The sequence below is a fragment of the Steroidobacter agaridevorans genome, from assembly GCF_009932555.1.
GTDB lineage: Bacteria > Pseudomonadota > Gammaproteobacteria > Steroidobacterales > Steroidobacteraceae > Steroidobacter > Steroidobacter agaridevorans.
The window spans coordinates 215,798-230,649 of sequence record NZ_BLJO01000009.1 but is presented as its reverse complement, the minus strand read 5'-3'; the positions used below and the strand labels follow the sequence as shown (position 1 = coordinate 230,649).

17 protein-coding genes are annotated in these 14,852 nt (G+C 62.5%); 9 read left to right on the top strand and 8 right to left on the bottom strand.

Annotated features, from left to right (window positions below; translation table 11 throughout):
• Positions 1 to 3 precede the first annotated feature (3 nt).
• The 6 genes from sufU to GYH35_RS28850 all read right to left on the bottom strand — a co-directional run bounded on the left by sufU (position 4) and on the right by GYH35_RS28850 (position 5,852).
• Complete coding sequence (gene sufU, locus GYH35_RS28875; RefSeq protein WP_161816038.1) at positions 4 to 450, bottom strand: Fe-S cluster assembly sulfur transfer protein SufU; 447 nt, start codon at positions 448 to 450, stop codon at positions 4 to 6.
• A gap of 15 nt (positions 451 to 465) precedes the next feature.
• Entirely contained in the window at positions 466 to 1,719 is a 1,254-nt protein-coding gene (locus GYH35_RS28870) for a cysteine desulfurase (protein WP_161830242.1), read from the bottom strand.
• Complete coding sequence (gene sufD / locus GYH35_RS28865; protein ID WP_161830241.1) at positions 1,716 to 3,038, bottom strand: Fe-S cluster assembly protein SufD; 1,323 nt, start codon at positions 3,036 to 3,038, stop codon at positions 1,716 to 1,718. Before sufD ends, GYH35_RS28870 begins: the two co-directional genes overlap by 4 nt.
• Positions 3,035 to 3,787: a Fe-S cluster assembly ATPase SufC gene (gene sufC, locus GYH35_RS28860; protein WP_161830240.1), complete on the bottom strand. Its 753-nt coding sequence runs from the start codon at positions 3,785 to 3,787 to the stop codon at positions 3,035 to 3,037. The genes sufD and sufC overlap by 4 nt, the downstream gene beginning before the upstream one ends.
• Positions 3,788 to 3,912: 125 nt before the next feature.
• On the bottom strand, positions 3,913 to 5,370 hold the full coding sequence (sufB, locus tag GYH35_RS28855; protein ID WP_161816034.1) for a Fe-S cluster assembly protein SufB: 1,458 nt from the start codon (positions 5,368 to 5,370) through the stop codon (positions 3,913 to 3,915).
• Between the two features lie 20 nt (positions 5,371 to 5,390).
• Complete coding sequence (locus GYH35_RS28850) at positions 5,391 to 5,852, bottom strand: SUF system Fe-S cluster assembly regulator (protein WP_161816033.1); 462 nt, start codon at positions 5,850 to 5,852, stop codon at positions 5,391 to 5,393.
• Positions 5,853 to 6,143: 291 nt separating this feature from the next.
• Here GYH35_RS28850 and GYH35_RS28845 point away from each other — a divergent pair, with 291 nt between their 5' ends.
• From GYH35_RS28845 to GYH35_RS28805, 9 genes are all read left to right on the top strand, one after another.
• Positions 6,144 to 7,163 (top strand): class I fructose-bisphosphate aldolase, encoded by a 1,020-nt coding sequence (locus GYH35_RS28845; protein WP_161816032.1) that lies wholly within the window; start codon positions 6,144 to 6,146, stop codon positions 7,161 to 7,163.
• Positions 7,164 to 7,219: 56 nt separating this feature from the next.
• On the top strand, positions 7,220 to 8,071 hold the full coding sequence (locus GYH35_RS28840) for an ABC transporter ATP-binding protein (RefSeq protein ID WP_161816031.1): 852 nt from the start codon (positions 7,220 to 7,222) through the stop codon (positions 8,069 to 8,071).
• Positions 8,068 to 8,835 (top strand): lipid asymmetry maintenance ABC transporter permease subunit MlaE, encoded by a 768-nt coding sequence (gene mlaE, locus GYH35_RS28835; protein WP_161830239.1) that lies wholly within the window; start codon positions 8,068 to 8,070, stop codon positions 8,833 to 8,835. The genes GYH35_RS28840 and mlaE overlap by 4 nt, the downstream gene beginning before the upstream one ends.
• 15 nt (positions 8,836 to 8,850) lie before the next feature.
• Positions 8,851 to 9,378, top strand: a complete 528-nt coding sequence (mlaD, locus tag GYH35_RS28830; RefSeq protein WP_161816029.1) for an outer membrane lipid asymmetry maintenance protein MlaD — start codon at positions 8,851 to 8,853, stop codon at positions 9,376 to 9,378.
• Positions 9,375 to 10,055 (top strand): MlaC/ttg2D family ABC transporter substrate-binding protein, encoded by a 681-nt coding sequence (locus GYH35_RS28825; RefSeq protein WP_161816028.1) that lies wholly within the window; start codon positions 9,375 to 9,377, stop codon positions 10,053 to 10,055. Before mlaD ends, GYH35_RS28825 begins: the two co-directional genes overlap by 4 nt.
• The gene (locus GYH35_RS28820; protein WP_161830238.1) at positions 10,055 to 10,396 is read left to right on the top strand and encodes an STAS domain-containing protein; all 342 of its coding nucleotides are present in this window, start codon (positions 10,055 to 10,057) and stop codon (positions 10,394 to 10,396) included. The genes GYH35_RS28825 and GYH35_RS28820 overlap by 1 nt, the downstream gene beginning before the upstream one ends.
• Positions 10,397 to 10,450: 54 nt before the next feature.
• A complete protein-coding gene (locus tag GYH35_RS28815; protein WP_161830237.1) occupies positions 10,451 to 11,587 on the top strand; it encodes a pyridoxal phosphate-dependent aminotransferase in 1,137 nt (378 codons plus the stop codon).
• A gap of 94 nt (positions 11,588 to 11,681) precedes the next feature.
• A complete protein-coding gene (locus GYH35_RS28810; protein WP_161816025.1) occupies positions 11,682 to 12,008 on the top strand; it encodes a type II toxin-antitoxin system RelE/ParE family toxin in 327 nt (108 codons plus the stop codon).
• Positions 12,005 to 12,292 (top strand): helix-turn-helix domain-containing protein, encoded by a 288-nt coding sequence (locus tag GYH35_RS28805; protein ID WP_161816024.1) that lies wholly within the window; start codon positions 12,005 to 12,007, stop codon positions 12,290 to 12,292. The genes GYH35_RS28810 and GYH35_RS28805 overlap by 4 nt, the downstream gene beginning before the upstream one ends.
• A gap of 77 nt (positions 12,293 to 12,369) precedes the next feature.
• Here the strand turns inward: GYH35_RS28805 and GYH35_RS28800 are convergent, their stop codons facing one another.
• Positions 12,370 to 13,137 carry an MlaA family lipoprotein gene (locus GYH35_RS28800; RefSeq protein WP_161830236.1) on the bottom strand — a complete coding sequence of 256 codons (768 nt, stop codon included), beginning with the start codon at positions 13,135 to 13,137 and terminating at the stop codon, positions 12,370 to 12,372.
• Between the two features lie 124 nt (positions 13,138 to 13,261).
• Positions 13,262 to 14,773, bottom strand: coding sequence for a M48 family metalloprotease (locus tag GYH35_RS28795; RefSeq protein WP_161830235.1), 1,512 nt, complete (start codon positions 14,771 to 14,773; stop codon positions 13,262 to 13,264).
• Between the last annotated feature and the right edge of the window lie 79 nt (positions 14,774 to 14,852).

Sequence of the window (14,852 nt, the reverse complement as noted above, 5' to 3'; positions counted from 1 at the left end):
TAACTACTCTGTAGTCACCGGTTCGGCGGCGCGCTCGAGGGCGGCGTTCAACGTGTGCCAGCACAAGCTCGCGCATTTCACGCGAGCCGGAAATTCGCGCACGCCCGAGAGCGCCGCGAGCTTGCCGAGCCTGGCGGGATCGACGGCGGCGTCGTGCTGGGTCAGCAGCGCGTGCACGTCATCGAACAGCTCTTTGACTTCCGACTTGGTCTTGCCTTTGACGGCTTCGGTCAGCAACGAGGCGGATGCGACCGAAATCGCGCAGCCGCTGCCTTCGAACTTCACATCGGTGATGTGCTCGCCCTTGAGGTTGGCATACATCGTGAGGCGATCGCCGCACAGCGGATTGTGACCGTCGGCGTGCACGTCGGCAGGCTGCAGCTTGCCGAAGTTCCGCGGATGGCGGTTGTGATCGACGATGACGTCGCGATAAAGATCTTTCAGGTCCATGTCGTCGTCCGAGGCTCAGCCCAACACCTGACGAGTATGTTCGAGGGCGGTCACCAGCCGGTCGATTTCCTCGCGCGTATTGTAGAACGACATCGATGCGCGTGCCGTCGCCGGGATCTTGAAGAAGTCCATCACCGGCATGGCGCAGTGATGGCCGGTACGGATCGCGACCCCTTCGGTGTCGAGGATGGTGCCGATGTCGTGCGGATGAATGCCGTCGAGCGTGAACGACACGACCGCCGCCTTGTCCGGCGCGGTGCCGACGATGCGCAGGCCCGGCAGAGCACTCAGGCGCTCGGTCGCATATTCGAGCAACTCGTTCTCGTAGGCGGCGATACGGTCCATGCCGATCTTTTCCAGATAATCGATGGCGGTCGCGAGACCGATCGCGCCGGCGATGTGCGGCGTGCCGGCTTCGAACTTCCAGGGCAGCTGATTGAACGTCGTCTTCTCGAACGACACCGACAGAATCATGTCGCCGCCGCCTTGCCACGGCGGCATGGCTTCCAGCAGTTCGCGCTTGCCGTACAGCACGCCCATGCCGGTCGGGCCGAGCATCTTGTGGCTGGAGAAGCAGTAGAAGTCGCAACCCAGCGCCTGCACGTCGACCGCCGTGTGCGGAATGGCCTGCGCGCCATCGAGCAGCACCGGCACGCCATGCTGTTTGGCGACCTTGATGAATTTCTCGACCGGCACGATGGTGCCCAGCGCATTGGAAACGTGCGCCAGCGCGAGCAACTTGGTGCGCGGCCCGATGAGCTTCTGGAACTCATCGAAGTCGACGACGCCCTGTTCGTTGATCGGAATGACCTTCAGCACTGCGCCGACTTGCTCTCGCAGCAGCTGCCACGGAACGATGTTCGCGTGATGTTCGAGGGCGCTGATCAGGATCTCGTCGCCTGGCTCGAAGCCGGGCCGCAAGAAGCTTTGGGCGACAAGGTTCACCGCTTCGGTGGTGCCGCGAACGAACACGATCTCTTTCGTGTCGCGGGCATTGATGAAGCGACGAATCGTCTCACGCGCGCCTTCGTAAGCATCGGTCGCGCGTTGGCTCAGGGTGTGAACGCCACGATGCACGTTGGCATGATCGTGCTCGTAATAGCGAGAGATCGCTTCGATGACCGACTTCGGCCGCTGACTCGACGCCGCGTTGTCCAGGTACACCAGCGGTTTGCCGTTCACCGTCTGATGCAGGATCGGAAAGTCGCGCCGGATGGCGGCGACATCGAGCGCAGTCGCGCTCCGCGTAGCTGTAACAGCTGCGTTCATGCCTTGGTCTCGTTAGCTAGCTTGAACCGCTCATCGATCTGCTTCTCCAGCGCCGCGCGCACGGGTTCGAGACCGATGGTCGAAAGAATGGATTCGGCAAACGCCCGGATGAGCAACGCGCGAGCGTCGGACTCCGACAAGCCACGCGAGCGCAGGTAGAAGAGGGCAGTTGCATCGAGCTGGCCGGTTGTCGCGCCGTGACTGCATTTCACGTCGTTGGCGTAGATCTCCAGCTCAGGCTTGGTATCGATCTCGGCGGTCGGTGAGAGCAGCAGGTTGCGGCTCGACTGGCGCGAGTCGATCTTCTGTGCGTCCGGACGCACGATGATCTTGCCATTGAACACGCCACGGCCTTTGCCGCCGGCGATGCCGCGATAGTCTTCTTCGCTCGTCGTGTGGGGGGCGATGTGGTCGATGCGCGTGTGCGCGTCGAGGTGCTGAGTGCCCATGGGCGTAAGCAAACCAAACAGCGCCGCGTCAGCGCCACTGCCTTCGAGCACCGCGGTGATGCCGGTGCGGCCCAGGCTCGCGCCGAGCTGGATGTCATGGATGGAATAGCGCGCGTCCTTCGCGAGCTTCGTTTGAATGTGACCGATGTGGAAGGCGCGAGGCGCTTCCCGCTGCCCTCGATAGTGCGTGATGGCGCCACCGGCGGCGATTTCGAAACGAGTCACAGCGTTGGTGAAGTACTCCGCCTCGTTCGCACCGAGGTAGTGCTCGATGATGGTCGCGCGACTATTCCGGCCAGCGCGAACCATGACGCGCGGATGGCTCATGCAGCCTGCGGCTCCAGTGGTCGACTGGTGCACGATGTAGATCGGTGCGTCGAGAACTGCGTTATCCGCGAGGTTCACCACGACACCGTCTTCGAAGAACGCCAGATTCAACTGCTCCAGCGCATTGCCGGTGAGTTGATCGTGTTCCTTCAAATAGGCGGCGACGGCTGCAGGCTCACGCTGAAACCATTGTTTGAGCGTCAGCACGGTCACGCCCGGCGGCTGTGCCGTCTGCGAGGAGAGGGCGGGGAGCCAGTGGCCGTTGACCAACACGATGCGGGTGCCCGCCGTCGTCAGCCAGTCGGGCTGATGGGCATCGAGCGCCGACGCATCCGCAGGCGTGAACGAGCGTGTTTCGAGTCGACGCAGGTTCGTGTACTTCCAAGCCTCGTCTCGCTGCGTCGGAAAGCCGGTGGACAGGAACTGATCGAGCGCGGCACGACGCAGCGCTGTCAGCTCGTCATTGCCTTGCCATCGCGCATCGAACGCGGCTTTGTACCGCTCGATGGGCGATGCAGTGCTCTTGGCGCCTACAGCACTCACGCCGCGGCCTCCTGTTTCACCCAGTCATAACCGCGCTTCTCGAGTTCCAGCGCCAGCGACTTGTCGCCGCTCTTGATGATCTTGCCGTCGGAGAGCACGTGCACTTTGTCCGGCTCGATGTAATCGAGCAGACGCTGATAGTGAGTGACCATCACGATCGCACGATCCTGACGACGCAGGCTGTTCACGCCGTTCGCGACGACGCGCAGCGCGTCGATGTCCAGGCCCGAGTCGGTCTCGTCGAGCAGTGCGAGCGCCGGCTCGAGCACCGCCATCTGCAGGATCTCGTTGCGCTTCTTCTCGCCGCCGGAGAAGCCTTCGTTGACGCCGCGGTTCAGGAAGCTCTCGTCCATCTGCATGAGGTTCATCTTCTCGCGCACCAGCGTGAGGAACTCGAACGCGTCCATCTCGGACTCGCCGCGATGTTTGCGAATGGCGTTGAGGCCGGCCTTCAACAAATAAACGTTGTTCACGCCGGGGATTTCGACCGGGTACTGGAACGCGAGGAACACGCCTTCACGCGCGCGCTCTTCGGGAGGCAGGGCAAGCAGGTCCTTACCTTTATAGGTGACGCTGCCGTCGGTGACGGAGTAGCCCTCGCGCCCGGCGAGGACCTGAGCAAGCGTGCTCTTGCCCGAGCCGTTCGGGCCCATGATGGCGTGCACTTCGCCCGCGCCCACTTCGAGGTCGAGACCCTTGAGCACCTGCTTTTCGCCGGCGAGCGCGTGAAGATTCTTGATGGTCAGCATGCATTGATACCTTAGTAACTCATCTCAAGCAGCCGTCCCTGGAGCCTCAGCCAGCCAGTACATCCGTGTACTGTCGTTCGCGCGGTTCGAGGACACGTTAAGTGTCCTCGAAAAGGCATCCGCGCTCACCCAACCGATCCCTCGAGGCTGACGGCGAGCAGGTTCTGCGCTTCGACGGCGAATTCCATCGGCAGCTCCTTGAACACGGCCTTGCAGAAGCCGTTGACGATCATGTTCACCGCGTCCTCTTCGGAGATGCCGCGGCTCAGGCAATAGAACAATTGATCGTCGCCGATCTTCGACGTGGTGGCTTCGTGCTCGACGCTCGCGGTCGGCGTGCGCACTTCCATGTAAGGGAAGGTGTGCGCGCCGCACTTGTCGCCCATGAGCAGCGAGTCGCACTGAGTGAAGTTGCGCGCGTTGATGGCGCTCGGCAGAACCTTGACCAGACCGCGATACGCATTCTGGCCGTGGCCGGCCGAAATGCCTTTGCTCACGATCGTGCTGCGCGTGTTCTTGCCGATGTGAATCATCTTGGTGCCGGTGTCGGCCTGCTGATAATTGTTGGCGACGGCCACCGAGTAGAACTCGCCGACCGAGTTGTCGCCGGTCAGGATGCAGCTCGGATACTTCCAGGTGATCGCCGAGCCGGTCTCGACCTGAGTCCAGCTGATCTTCGAGTTCGCGCCACGGCACTCGCCACGCTTGGTGACGAAGTTATAAATGCCGCCAACGCCATTCTCATCGCCCGGATACCAGTTCTGCACGGTCGAGTATTTGATCTGCGCGCCTTCCAGCGCGATCAGCTCGACGACGGCCGCGTGCAGCTGATTCTCGTCGCGCATCGGCGCCGTGCAGCCTTCGAGATAGCTCACATGCGAGCCTTCCTCGGCGACGATGAGCGTGCGCTCGAACTGACCGGTCTTCGCCGCGTTGATGCGGAAGTAGGTCGAGAGCTCCATCGGGCAGCGCACGCCTTTCGGCACGAAGACGAACGAGCCGTCTGTGAAGACCGCCGAATTCAGTGTCGCGAAGTAGTTGTCCGTATAGGGCACGACGCTGCCCAGATACTTCTCGACCAGCTCCGGATATTTCTGCACGGCTTCGGAGAAGGAGCAGAAGATCACGCCGGCCTTGTGCAAACGTTCCTTGAACGTGGTCGCGACCGACACGCTGTCGAACACCGCGTCGACGGCCACGCCGGCGAGGCGGGCGCGCTCATGCAAAGGAATGCCGAGCTTGTCGTAGGTCTCGAGCAGCTTCGGATCGACTTCCTCCAGGCTCTTGGGCGCATCCGCCTTGGGCTTGGGCGCCGAATAGTAGGAAATCGATTGATAGTCGATGGGCTGGATGCGCAGGTGCGCCCAGTGCGGCTCTTTCATGGTCAGCCAGTGCCGGTACGAGCGCAGGCGCCAGTCGAGCATGAATTGCGGCTCGCCCTTTTTGCGCGAGATGAAAGTAATGACGTCCTCGTCCAAGCCGGGTGGGACGGTGTCGGATTCAATGTCCGTGACGAAGCCGTGCCGGTATTTCTGGGCGACCAGGGCTTCCAAAGTCGGATCGGTTTGCGGATTGCTTGCCATTGCTAACTTCAACCCAAAAATTAATCGTGCGAGGCGCGCAGCAGCCGGGTCAGCGGGACGGTGGTCGTCGTGACGCCGTGAGTCGTGCCGGCGAGCTCGGCCAGCGAAATGTCGGTGAGCGCGCGCCGGATGGCGGCATTGACCTTCTGCCAGGTATGGCCGACAGCGCATTTCGACTCGAGGCCGCAGGTGCTGTGCGAGCCGCTGCATTCGGTGATGGCGAAGGGCCCTTCGAGCGCATCCAGGATGCGGGCGGCGGTGATTTCACCCGGCGGCTGCGCCAGTTGATAACCGCCATGACTGCCGCGCGTCGAGATGACCAGACCGCTCCGTTGCAGCTTTTTCAGCAGCTTGCTCACGGTGGGCAGCCCGATATGGGTGGCCTCGGCGACTTCCGTCGCCGTCCACAAGCGGTCCGGCTGCCCGGCGAGCCGGGCAAGAATCACCGTGCCGTAATCGGTCAGCTTGCTAATGCGAAGCATGGGAATTCCATCGAGAGGTTCGGTGGAGGATATGGGACCATTCTAGTCCCAATGCAAGCCCGTGAGAACCCCGAGACAGGGTTGAGCTCGGATTGCGTCAATTTTACCGGCAGGAACCCCGCCAGCGGCCTCGCAGTCCAACGTTGTCGTTCCGCTACAACACTTGTACCGGCCGGAGCTGAAGGCGATTTGCTATCCTACGCCCCCCAAAACTTGAGGCTTGCCGTTTGGGCCGACGCTGTCGCGGGCGTCGAGTCGCGCGCAAGCTCACCCCTGAAGGCGGAGGACTGTATGAATCGCACTGAGCTCGAATCGATTGCGCGCGCAATGGTTGCAAAAGGCAAAGGCATCCTGGCGGCTGACGAATCCAGCGGCACGATCAAGAAGCGCTTTGACAGCATCCAGCTCGAATCGACCGAGGAAGCGCGCCGTACCTACCGCGAGATGTTGTTCACGACGCCCGATGCGGCGAAGTACATCAGCGGCGTCATTCTTTATGACGAAACGCTGCGCCAGAAGACCAAGGACGGCACGCCGTTCTCGCAGTACCTGACCAAGCTCGGCGTCGTGCCGGGCATCAAGGTCGACATGGGCGCGAAGCCGCTGGCCGGTTTCCCCAATGAAACGATCACCGAAGGCCTCGACGGTCTGCGCGAGCGTCTGGCCGAATATCACAAGCTGGGCGCCCGCTTCGCCAAGTGGCGCGCCGTGATCGACATCGCCAAGGACATTCCGACCCAGTTCGCCATCGACGCGAACGCGCATGCGCTGGCCCGTTACGGCGCGCTCTGTCAGGAAGCAAACATCGTTCCGATCATCGAGCCGGAAGTGCTGATGGACGGCGATCATTCCATCGAGCGTTGTGAGGAAGTGACGAGCGCCGTGCTCAAGTCGGTGTTCGAGCAGCTGGATTCACACCGCATTCATCTCGAAGGCATGATCCTGAAGCCCAACATGGTCATCTCGGGCAAGAAGAACACCGCGCGCGCCGGCCGCCAGCAGGTTGCGGAAGCCACGGTGCGCACGTTGAAGCGTTTCGTGCCGAGCGCGGTGCCGGGCATCGCGTTCCTGTCCGGCGGCCAGAGCGCCGCCGAAGCCACCGAGCACCTGAGCCTGATGAACAAGATCGGCAACCTGCCTTGGGAGCTCACCTTCTCGTACGGCCGTGCTCTGCAGGACGAAGCGCTGAAGGCCTGGGGTGGCAAGCCGGATCAGTTCGCTGCTGGCCAGAAGGCCTTCGCTCGCCGCGCCAAGTTGAATGGCGATGCGCGCAACGGCAGCTACACCGCCGCTTCGGAGCAGGCTGCTTAAGCCTGCCGTAAGTATGGGCGGAGACAATGCATCGCGTGTTCATATCGGGGTCGTGAATGGTCTCTGCTGTTAGCACCGATGTGTCTTCCGCCCAACCTGCCGCCGCTTCCGAATCGCTCATCGAGATTCGAGATGTGCACTATTCGGTCGGCGGCAGGAGCATCTTCTCCGGCCTGAATCTGTCGATTCCGCGCGGCCGAATTACCGCGCTCATGGGACCGAGCGGCACTGGCAAAACCACACTGCTGCGCCTGGTGACCGGCCAGATCAAGCCGACGCGCGGCGAGATTCTGTTCGACGGAATCAATGTTTCGACGCTCAAGACGCGAGAGCTGTACGCGCTGCGCCGGCGCATGGGCATGCTGTTTCAGAACGGCGCGCTGCTGACCGACATGAGCGTGTTCGAGAACGTCGCGTTCCCGTTGCGCGAGCACACCGATCTGCCGGAATGTTTGATTAGAAACATCGTGCTCACCAAGTTGCAGGCCGTCGGCCTGCGAGGCGCCGCGCAATTGATGCCGGCGGAGTTGTCGGGTGGCATGAATCGCCGCGTCGCGCTCGCGCGCACCATGGCGACCGATCCCGAAGTGTTGATCTATGACGAGCCGTTCACCGGTCTGGATCCGATTTCCATGGGCATGATCGTGCGCCTCGTGCGTCACATGAACGCCGCGCTCGGCATCACCAGCATCGTCGTGTCGCACGACGTGCATGAGCTTTCGGGCCTCTCCGACACCAGCTATATCATCGCCGGCGGCAAGGTTGCCGCGGCCGGCAAGTTGAACGAATTGAAAGGTCACCAGTCCGAAATCGTCAACCAATTCCTCAACGGACTGCCCGACGGGCCGGTGCCGTTTCATTATCCGGCGGCTGACTATCAGCAGCAGCTGCTGGCGGACTCCGAATGAAAATCGTGCGAGAGCTGGCGGACAGTGCGGGCGACTTTACCGCGGCGGTCGGCGGCGTAACCTTGTTTCTGGGCCGGCTGCTCGGGCAGATTCCGGCCGCGCTGCTGCGCCCGTCCCTGATCGTCGCGCAAGTCCATAACACCGGCGCTTTGTCGCTCGTCATCATCATGACCTGCGCCTTGTTCGTCGGCGCCGTGCTCGGCTTGCTGGGCTACGACACGCTGCTGCGGTTCGGGTCCGAGGATGCGCTTGGCACCGTGGGCGCGCTTGGCTTGGTGAAGGAGCTTGGCCCCGTCGTGACCGCCTTGTTGTATGCCGGTCGTGCGGGCACGGCGCTCGCTTCCGAACTGGGCCTGATGCGTGCGACCGATCAGCTCACCGCGATTGAAATGATGGCGGTCGACCCGATGCGCCGTGTGGTCGCGCCTCGCTTCATCGGCGGCGTCATCGCGATGCCGCTGCTGACCGTCGTCTTCATCGCCATCGGCATCTTCGGGGTGCAGCTGGTCGGTGTGCAGAACTTCGGCGTGGATTCGGCCTCGTTCTGGTCGCAAATGCGCGCCAGCGTGGAGTTGAACGACATCGCCGAGGGTGTGATCAAGGGTTGCGTATTCGGTCTCGCGTGCAACCTGATTGCGGTGTACGAAGGTTACAACGCGATTCCCACCGCCGAAGGCGTGGGCCGCGCCACTACCCGCACCGTGGTGATTTCGGCGGTGCTGACCCTGATGTTGGATTACATGATCACAGCTGTAATGCTGTGACCTTGCGGAGCGATTATGCGTTCGACACGCGCTGTAGAGATCTCGACCGGATTATTCGTGCTGCTGGGCTTTGCGGCACTGTTCTTCATGGTTACCCAGATTACCAACCGTGAACTCTCGGTCGATGGCGCGAGTTACGACGTAACCGCCCAGTTCGAGAACATCGGCAGCCTGAAGCCGGGCGCCGCGGTCTCGATGGCCGGCGTCACGGTGGGCCGGGTCGATTCCATCGGCTTCGACCAGAATGTTTACAAAGCCGTTGTGAAGATGCGGATTGCCTCCAACTACAACCGCATTCCGAATGACAGCGATGCGGCCATCATGACTTCGGGCCTGCTCGGCGGGCAGTACGTCGGCATCACGGCCGGCGGCTCCGAGGAGTACCTGAAGAGCGGCGACCGCATCACGCTGGTGCAGGACGCGCTGGTGCTGGAGAACCTGATCAATCAGCTGGTCGCGAGCTTCATGAAGCGCGACAACTCGGACGAGGCCCAGCAGGGCGCCGAGGGCGGACAGAACAAGACGGAGGAAGCGAAGCAATGAGTATCTTCGTGAAGCAGAGTCGTAGAAACATTCTCGCGGCAGGGTTGTCGCTGGTCGCCACGCTGGGTCTGTTCGCAGGCTCCGCGCAGGCACAGGACGCAGCCAAGCTCGGGCCGCAGGAGCTGGTCTCCAAGGTCGCGAACGACACGCTCAAGGATCTGGACGCCAACCGCGCCGAGTACGCCAAGAACAAGGGCAAGGTGCGGGAGCTGGTCGATAAGAACATGCTGCCGTACTTCGATACTGCGTATTCCGCGCAGCTGGTGCTGGCGAAACACTGGCGCACGGCGACGCCGGAACAGCGCAAGCGCTTCGTCGAGGCGTTCTATCAGTCGCTGCTGCAGAACTACGGTGAGGCGCTGCTGGAGTTCACGCCGGATCGTCTGAAGATCCTGCCGTTCCAGGGCAACCCGGCCGACAAGGTGGCGACGGTGCGTACCGAGATCCGTCGTGACAATGGCAGCCGCGTGCCGGTGAACTACTCGCTGCGTCAGACCGACAGCGGCTGGAAGGCGTACGACGTGCAGATCGAAGGCGTGTCGTATGTGAAATCGTTCCGCACCGACTTCGGCGCCGAGATCGACCAGAAGGGCCTGGAGGCCGTGATCCAGCGTCTGGAGCAGCAGGTCGCGAGCGGCACGGTCAAAAAGCCGACTGAAAAGGCCAATCCAGCGTAATGAACGCGAAGCCGGCTCAAACGCCTGGTCCCGCCAGACTTGAAGCGCTCGGCAACGGGCGCTTCAAGGTTTACGGCGCGCTCGACGCCGACACCGCGACCGACCTGCTCAAGCGCAGCGAGGCGGCCTTCAAAGAGGCGGGCGCATCGCTCGAGATCGATCTGGCGAATGTGCCCGAAGGCGACAGCGCCGGCCTGGCGTTGCTGATCGAATGGCTGCGGCTGGCGAAACAGCGTCAGCAAACCATTCACTTCAAGAATGTACCGCCCCAGATCGCGGCGCTGGCTCGTATCAGCGAAGTCGACAATCTGCTGAACGGCAACGGCGCTGCCCGCGCCTGATCGGTTCATCCCGATTGGTTCATAATGGGGCTCCGCCAGCAGGCCGGTGCCCGCATGCTCTCCCAAGTCGACACGTTCAACGCCCTCGTCATCAGCCGCCTCGCACACGAGCTGCAGGCTCAGGGCCGCTCGGTCATTCACATGGAGTTCGGGCAGCCGTCGACCGGCGCGCCTCGGGCCGCGATCGAGCGAGCTCATCAGGTGCTCGACAGCGATCCGGGCGGCTATTGGGAAAGCACCGCGCTCAAGGCGCGTCTGGCCAGGCATTATCTCGACAGCTACGGCGTCAAGATCGAGCCTGAGCAATTCATTCTGATGTGCGGCGCGTCCCCGGCGCTCACACTCGCGTTGAACGCGACATTTCATGTCGGCGACCGGATTGCACTGGCTCGGCCGGGCTATGTCGCCTATCGCAACACGCTGCGCGCGTTGCATCTCACGCCGGTGGAGATTCCTTGCGGGCCCGAGTCGCGCTTCCAGCTGACTGCGGCCGGTCTGGCCGCGCTCGATCCCGCGCCCCAAGGTGTGATCGTCGCGAGCCCCGCCAATCCCACCGGCACCATCATCGCGCCCGCCGAGCTGGAGGCGATCGCACGCGTGTGTCGTGAGCGCAATATCACGATCATTTCGGACGAGATCTATCACGGCCTGAGCTACGTCGGCCCGGCTCGCTCCATGCTGGAGTTCGAGCCGAACGCGCGCATCGTCAACAGCTTCTCGAAATATTTCAGCATGGTCGGCTGGCGGCTCGGGTGGCTGCTCGTCCCCATGGAACATCTGCCTCGCGCCCGCGCCTTCATGAGCAATTTGTTTCTAACGGCTCCGTCCCTGAGCCAGCACGCCGCACTCGTGGCAATGGATTGCCGTGACGAACTGGAAGGATATCTCGCGACCTATGCGCGCAATCGCCAGTTGCTGCTGGAGGCGCTACCCAAGCTCGGCTTGAATAACATCGCGCCGCCCGATGGCGCGTTCTATATCTACGCGAACATCGCCCACCTCACCGACGACAGCCTCGCTTTCTGCCAATCCCTGCTCCGCGACACCGGCGTCGCCACCGCCCCCGGCGTCGACTTCGATCCCGTCGAAGGCCACCACTACATGCGCTTCAGCTTCGCCGTCTCGACCGCGGAAGTCGAAGATGCCATCGCTCGAATCACGCCCTGGTTTGCTCGTCGCGCGCGCGTCTAGTAAGCGCCCCTTCATTTCCGTGTACCTGATCCGCTGGGGGCGATGCTGATCGCCTTGCCGGTCTATACAAGAATTTGTATAGTGAGGGCGTTGCATGAAGCCCATCGAGTTCTGCGGTGATTCGCTGGACTGTCTGCGAGAGTTTCCCAGGGACACGCGCCGCGCGGCTGGATTCCAGCTTGATCGAGTGCAGCGGGGCCTGGAGCCGTTCGATTGGAAGCCAATGTCGACAGTGGGTTCGGGCGTCCGCGAGATTCGAATTCGGGACGATTCGGGCGCGTTTCGAGTGCTGTATGTGGCGAAGTTCGAGGACGCGGTCTACGTCCTGCATTGTTTCCAAAAGAAGACGCAGGCCACGTCGCGGCGTGATCTCCATCTGGCGGAACAGCGCTACCGCGAGTTATTGAAGGAGCGGCAATGACCAAGAAGCGTTTTGCGTCTGTTTGGGACGCCATCGAGGACTCCGGGGCCGAAGCTGCGAGCATGAAGCTGCGGGCGGAGCTGGCGAACGAGATCATCGAAAGGATGCGCGCTCGCAAGTTGACCCAAGCCAAGGCGGCGGAGTTGATCGGGGTGACGCAGCCTCGCGTTTCCGACTTGATGCGCGGCCGCTTGAATCTTTTTTCGCTGGATTCGCTGGTGGATATCGCAGATCGGATCGGCTTGCGCACACGGGTTGTCGTCAGCCCAAAGCGCGCGGCGTGACCTGAGGTCGACGATCTCCCCCAAATGAAAATCCCGGCCAAGGCCGGGATTTTCGTCAGTACAGCAGCAATCGTTGCTTATTGCGGCGGAGCTTCAGGCGTCTCTTCCGCTTCGCCTTCTTCCGGCTCTTCGCCGAGCACATCTTCCAGCGTTTCCGGCGGTGGGTTGCCGTCGAAGATGTTGAATTCGCGTTGCTGGACCCAGGCGTCGCGGATGAAGGCGTACGGGTCGTAGGTGCGCTGGAGGGTTTCGTCCAGCGGCAGCAGCTCCGAACGGGTGTGAATGGGGTTGATGAGGCGCACGCTCCACTCGGCTTCCCAAGGAAGGTCGGTGTATTGCAGCGGGTTGCTGAACCAGTCGACGACGCGAGAGGGGGCGTCACGCATGGAGGAAGGTCCGAACAAGGGCAGATTCACGAATGGGCCGGAGGGCACGCCCCAGACGGCCATCGTCTGGCCGAAGTCTTCGTCGTTCTTTTCCAGGCCGAGCGGCGTGGCCACGTCGAAGATGCCGGCGACGCCGAGTGTGCTGTTGAGCAGGAAACGGCCCGTGTCCTTCAAGCCCAGCAGCACTTTGCCTTGCAGGAACTGATTGACGAAGGTGCTGGGGTACTCGAGGTTGCTCAGCACATTGCCGATGCCGGCGCGAACGAATCCCGGGGTGACCTTGCGGTAACCCTTGGCGACCGGCTTCAACGCCGCCTTGTCGACGGTGTCGTTGAACTTATACACCCCGCGATTGAATCCTTCGAAGCTCTCCTTGTTGGTAGTGCGGCCTGGAGCGCTGGCGCATCCGGCGACAGCGAGGGCGAGCAACAGGGGCGCAGCGCGCAGTAACGTGGACATGCGTCGTGAATCCTTCAAACAAACAAAATCAGGTGGACGCCGCGAGCCGGCGAAATCAATCGCGAGCGGGCTGCGCTCGGCCAGTGGCAATACCAGAACACACCCGGTGGGTGCGGGGATTGTATCAATTTGCGCGTCGACGGCCGTCGCCGTTGCTGGCTTCGATGGGCCGGCGGGCGGCCCGCTTGGGCAATGCTTGCTGAATTTCGTCGAGACGGGCTTCGAAGCGCGCGCGCTGCACTTCGGAGATCTTCGGCACGGCGAGAGCGAGCTGCAGCTGATTGACGGCCAGCAACAGATCGCCGCTCAGGATGTGGTACTCCGACATGTAGTAGTACGAATCGGCCACGTCGCCCGCGGCATTCGCCGCCTGCGCCGTGAGCTTCGCCTGCTCCGGTGTCGGCGGCACGGTGTTGAACAGATCGAGCAGGATCTCGTGGGCCTTCTTGGAATCGCCCGTTTGCATCAACGTTTCGGCGTAGCGAATCGTGACGGCGACATTGCGCGGGAACAGCTCCGTCGCGCGCTTCAATGTTTGCAGGGAGGCTTTGCCATCGCCGGCCTGCAACTGCGCCTGACCCAACGCCGTGTGGTACTGAAGAATGGTCGGATCGGCCGAACGCAGCCGCTCGAAGACCGGCACGGCCTTGGCAGGTTGCCCGGCCATCATCAATGCCAACCCTTGCCCATACACCTGCGCCGGCGTCGCATCGGGCTCGTTGTTGATGGTGGCGGCGTAATACGCACGCGGATCTTCGCCCGCCGGCGTCGAGAGCACGCGCAGACGTTCGCGCGTCAGCGCATAGCTCACGCTCTCCGGAGCCGGCGCCACGTCGAGCTGCGCGGCGCGTTCCTTCGTCTCGGCAATTCGAGTGTGGCTCACCGGATGCGTGCGTAGCATTTCGGGAATGTTCAACTCGCTGCTGCCACCGAGTCGGCTCATGGTCTCGAAAAACCTGGGCATGCCATTCGGGTCGAAGCCCGAGCGCGCCAGAAATCCCAGGCCGACACGGTCGGCTTCGGTCTCGTTCGAGCGCGTGAAACTGATCTGTTGTTGGATGGCCAGGCTCTGCGCCGCCGCCACGCCCGCCATCGCGGCATCCCCACCGCCTGCCGCTGCACCGACCAGAATCGCCGCCAGCATGGCCGCGGTGGACACGAGGCTCGATCGGCTCTGAGCGGCAATGCTGCGAGCAATGTGCCGCTGGGTGACGTGTGCAATTTCGTGCGCCAGCACGCCGGCCAGCTCGCTCTCGTCCTCGGTCTTCAGCATCAGGCCGGAATTCACACCGATGAACCCGCCCGGCAAGGCGAAGGCGTTGATGGTGTTGTCCCGGACCATGAAGAAGTTGAAGCGCTGCGAGCCATCGTGCGCCTGGCTGGACAGCTTGAGGCCCAGCGCGCGGATGTACTCGGTGACTTCCGGGTCTTCCAGGATCTGGTCCTGGTCCCGCAGACCCCGCACGATCATGCGGCCGATCTGGTACTCGTCCTCCAGGGTCAGCATGGTCGACGCCGGGTTGCCGATGTCGGGCAAATCCTCCGGATCGGCATGACTCACGCCCCCGACCATGACCAGGGACGCCACGGTGGCGCACAGCAGTGCCTTGAACGTCGAGAAGGAGGGGATTTTCACAGCAAGCAGTGTGGTGCGGGCCGGGGAGGCTGTAAAGCGTCAGGGGTTGGACCTTCCTGAACGCCTTGCGTTCACCGCC

What these genes read in the sequence shown, in the direction of transcription:
- GYH35_RS28800 (WP_161830236.1), bottom strand. Translation starts at nt 13,137, where the DNA reads ATGTCCACGTTACTGCGCGCTGCGCCCCTGTTGCTCGCCCTCGCTGTC.
- GYH35_RS28820 (WP_161830238.1), top strand. Translation starts at nt 10,055, where the DNA reads ATGAACGCGAAGCCGGCTCAAACGCCTGGTCCCGCCAGACTTGAAGCG.
- mlaE (WP_161830239.1), top strand. Translation starts at nt 8,068, where the DNA reads ATGAAAATCGTGCGAGAGCTGGCGGACAGTGCGGGCGACTTTACCGCG.
- GYH35_RS28845 (WP_161816032.1), top strand. Translation starts at nt 6,144, where the DNA reads ATGAATCGCACTGAGCTCGAATCGATTGCGCGCGCAATGGTTGCAAAA.
- GYH35_RS28850 (WP_161816033.1), bottom strand. Translation starts at nt 5,852, where the DNA reads ATGCTTCGCATTAGCAAGCTGACCGATTACGGCACGGTGATTCTTGCC.
- GYH35_RS28805 (WP_161816024.1), top strand. Translation starts at nt 12,005, where the DNA reads ATGACCAAGAAGCGTTTTGCGTCTGTTTGGGACGCCATCGAGGACTCC.
- sufB (WP_161816034.1), bottom strand. Translation starts at nt 5,370, where the DNA reads ATGGCAAGCAATCCGCAAACCGATCCGACTTTGGAAGCCCTGGTCGCC.
- sufC (WP_161830240.1), bottom strand. Translation starts at nt 3,787, where the DNA reads ATGCTGACCATCAAGAATCTTCACGCGCTCGCCGGCGAAAAGCAGGTG.
- GYH35_RS28810 (WP_161816025.1), top strand. Translation starts at nt 11,682, where the DNA reads ATGAAGCCCATCGAGTTCTGCGGTGATTCGCTGGACTGTCTGCGAGAG.
- sufU (WP_161816038.1), bottom strand. Translation starts at nt 450, where the DNA reads ATGGACCTGAAAGATCTTTATCGCGACGTCATCGTCGATCACAACCGC.
- GYH35_RS28825 (WP_161816028.1), top strand. Translation starts at nt 9,375, where the DNA reads ATGAGTATCTTCGTGAAGCAGAGTCGTAGAAACATTCTCGCGGCAGGG.
- GYH35_RS28870 (WP_161830242.1), bottom strand. Translation starts at nt 1,719, where the DNA reads ATGAACGCAGCTGTTACAGCTACGCGGAGCGCGACTGCGCTCGATGTC.
- GYH35_RS28815 (WP_161830237.1), top strand. Translation starts at nt 10,451, where the DNA reads ATGCTCTCCCAAGTCGACACGTTCAACGCCCTCGTCATCAGCCGCCTC.
- GYH35_RS28840 (WP_161816031.1), top strand. Translation starts at nt 7,220, where the DNA reads ATGGTCTCTGCTGTTAGCACCGATGTGTCTTCCGCCCAACCTGCCGCC.
- mlaD (WP_161816029.1), top strand. Translation starts at nt 8,851, where the DNA reads ATGCGTTCGACACGCGCTGTAGAGATCTCGACCGGATTATTCGTGCTG.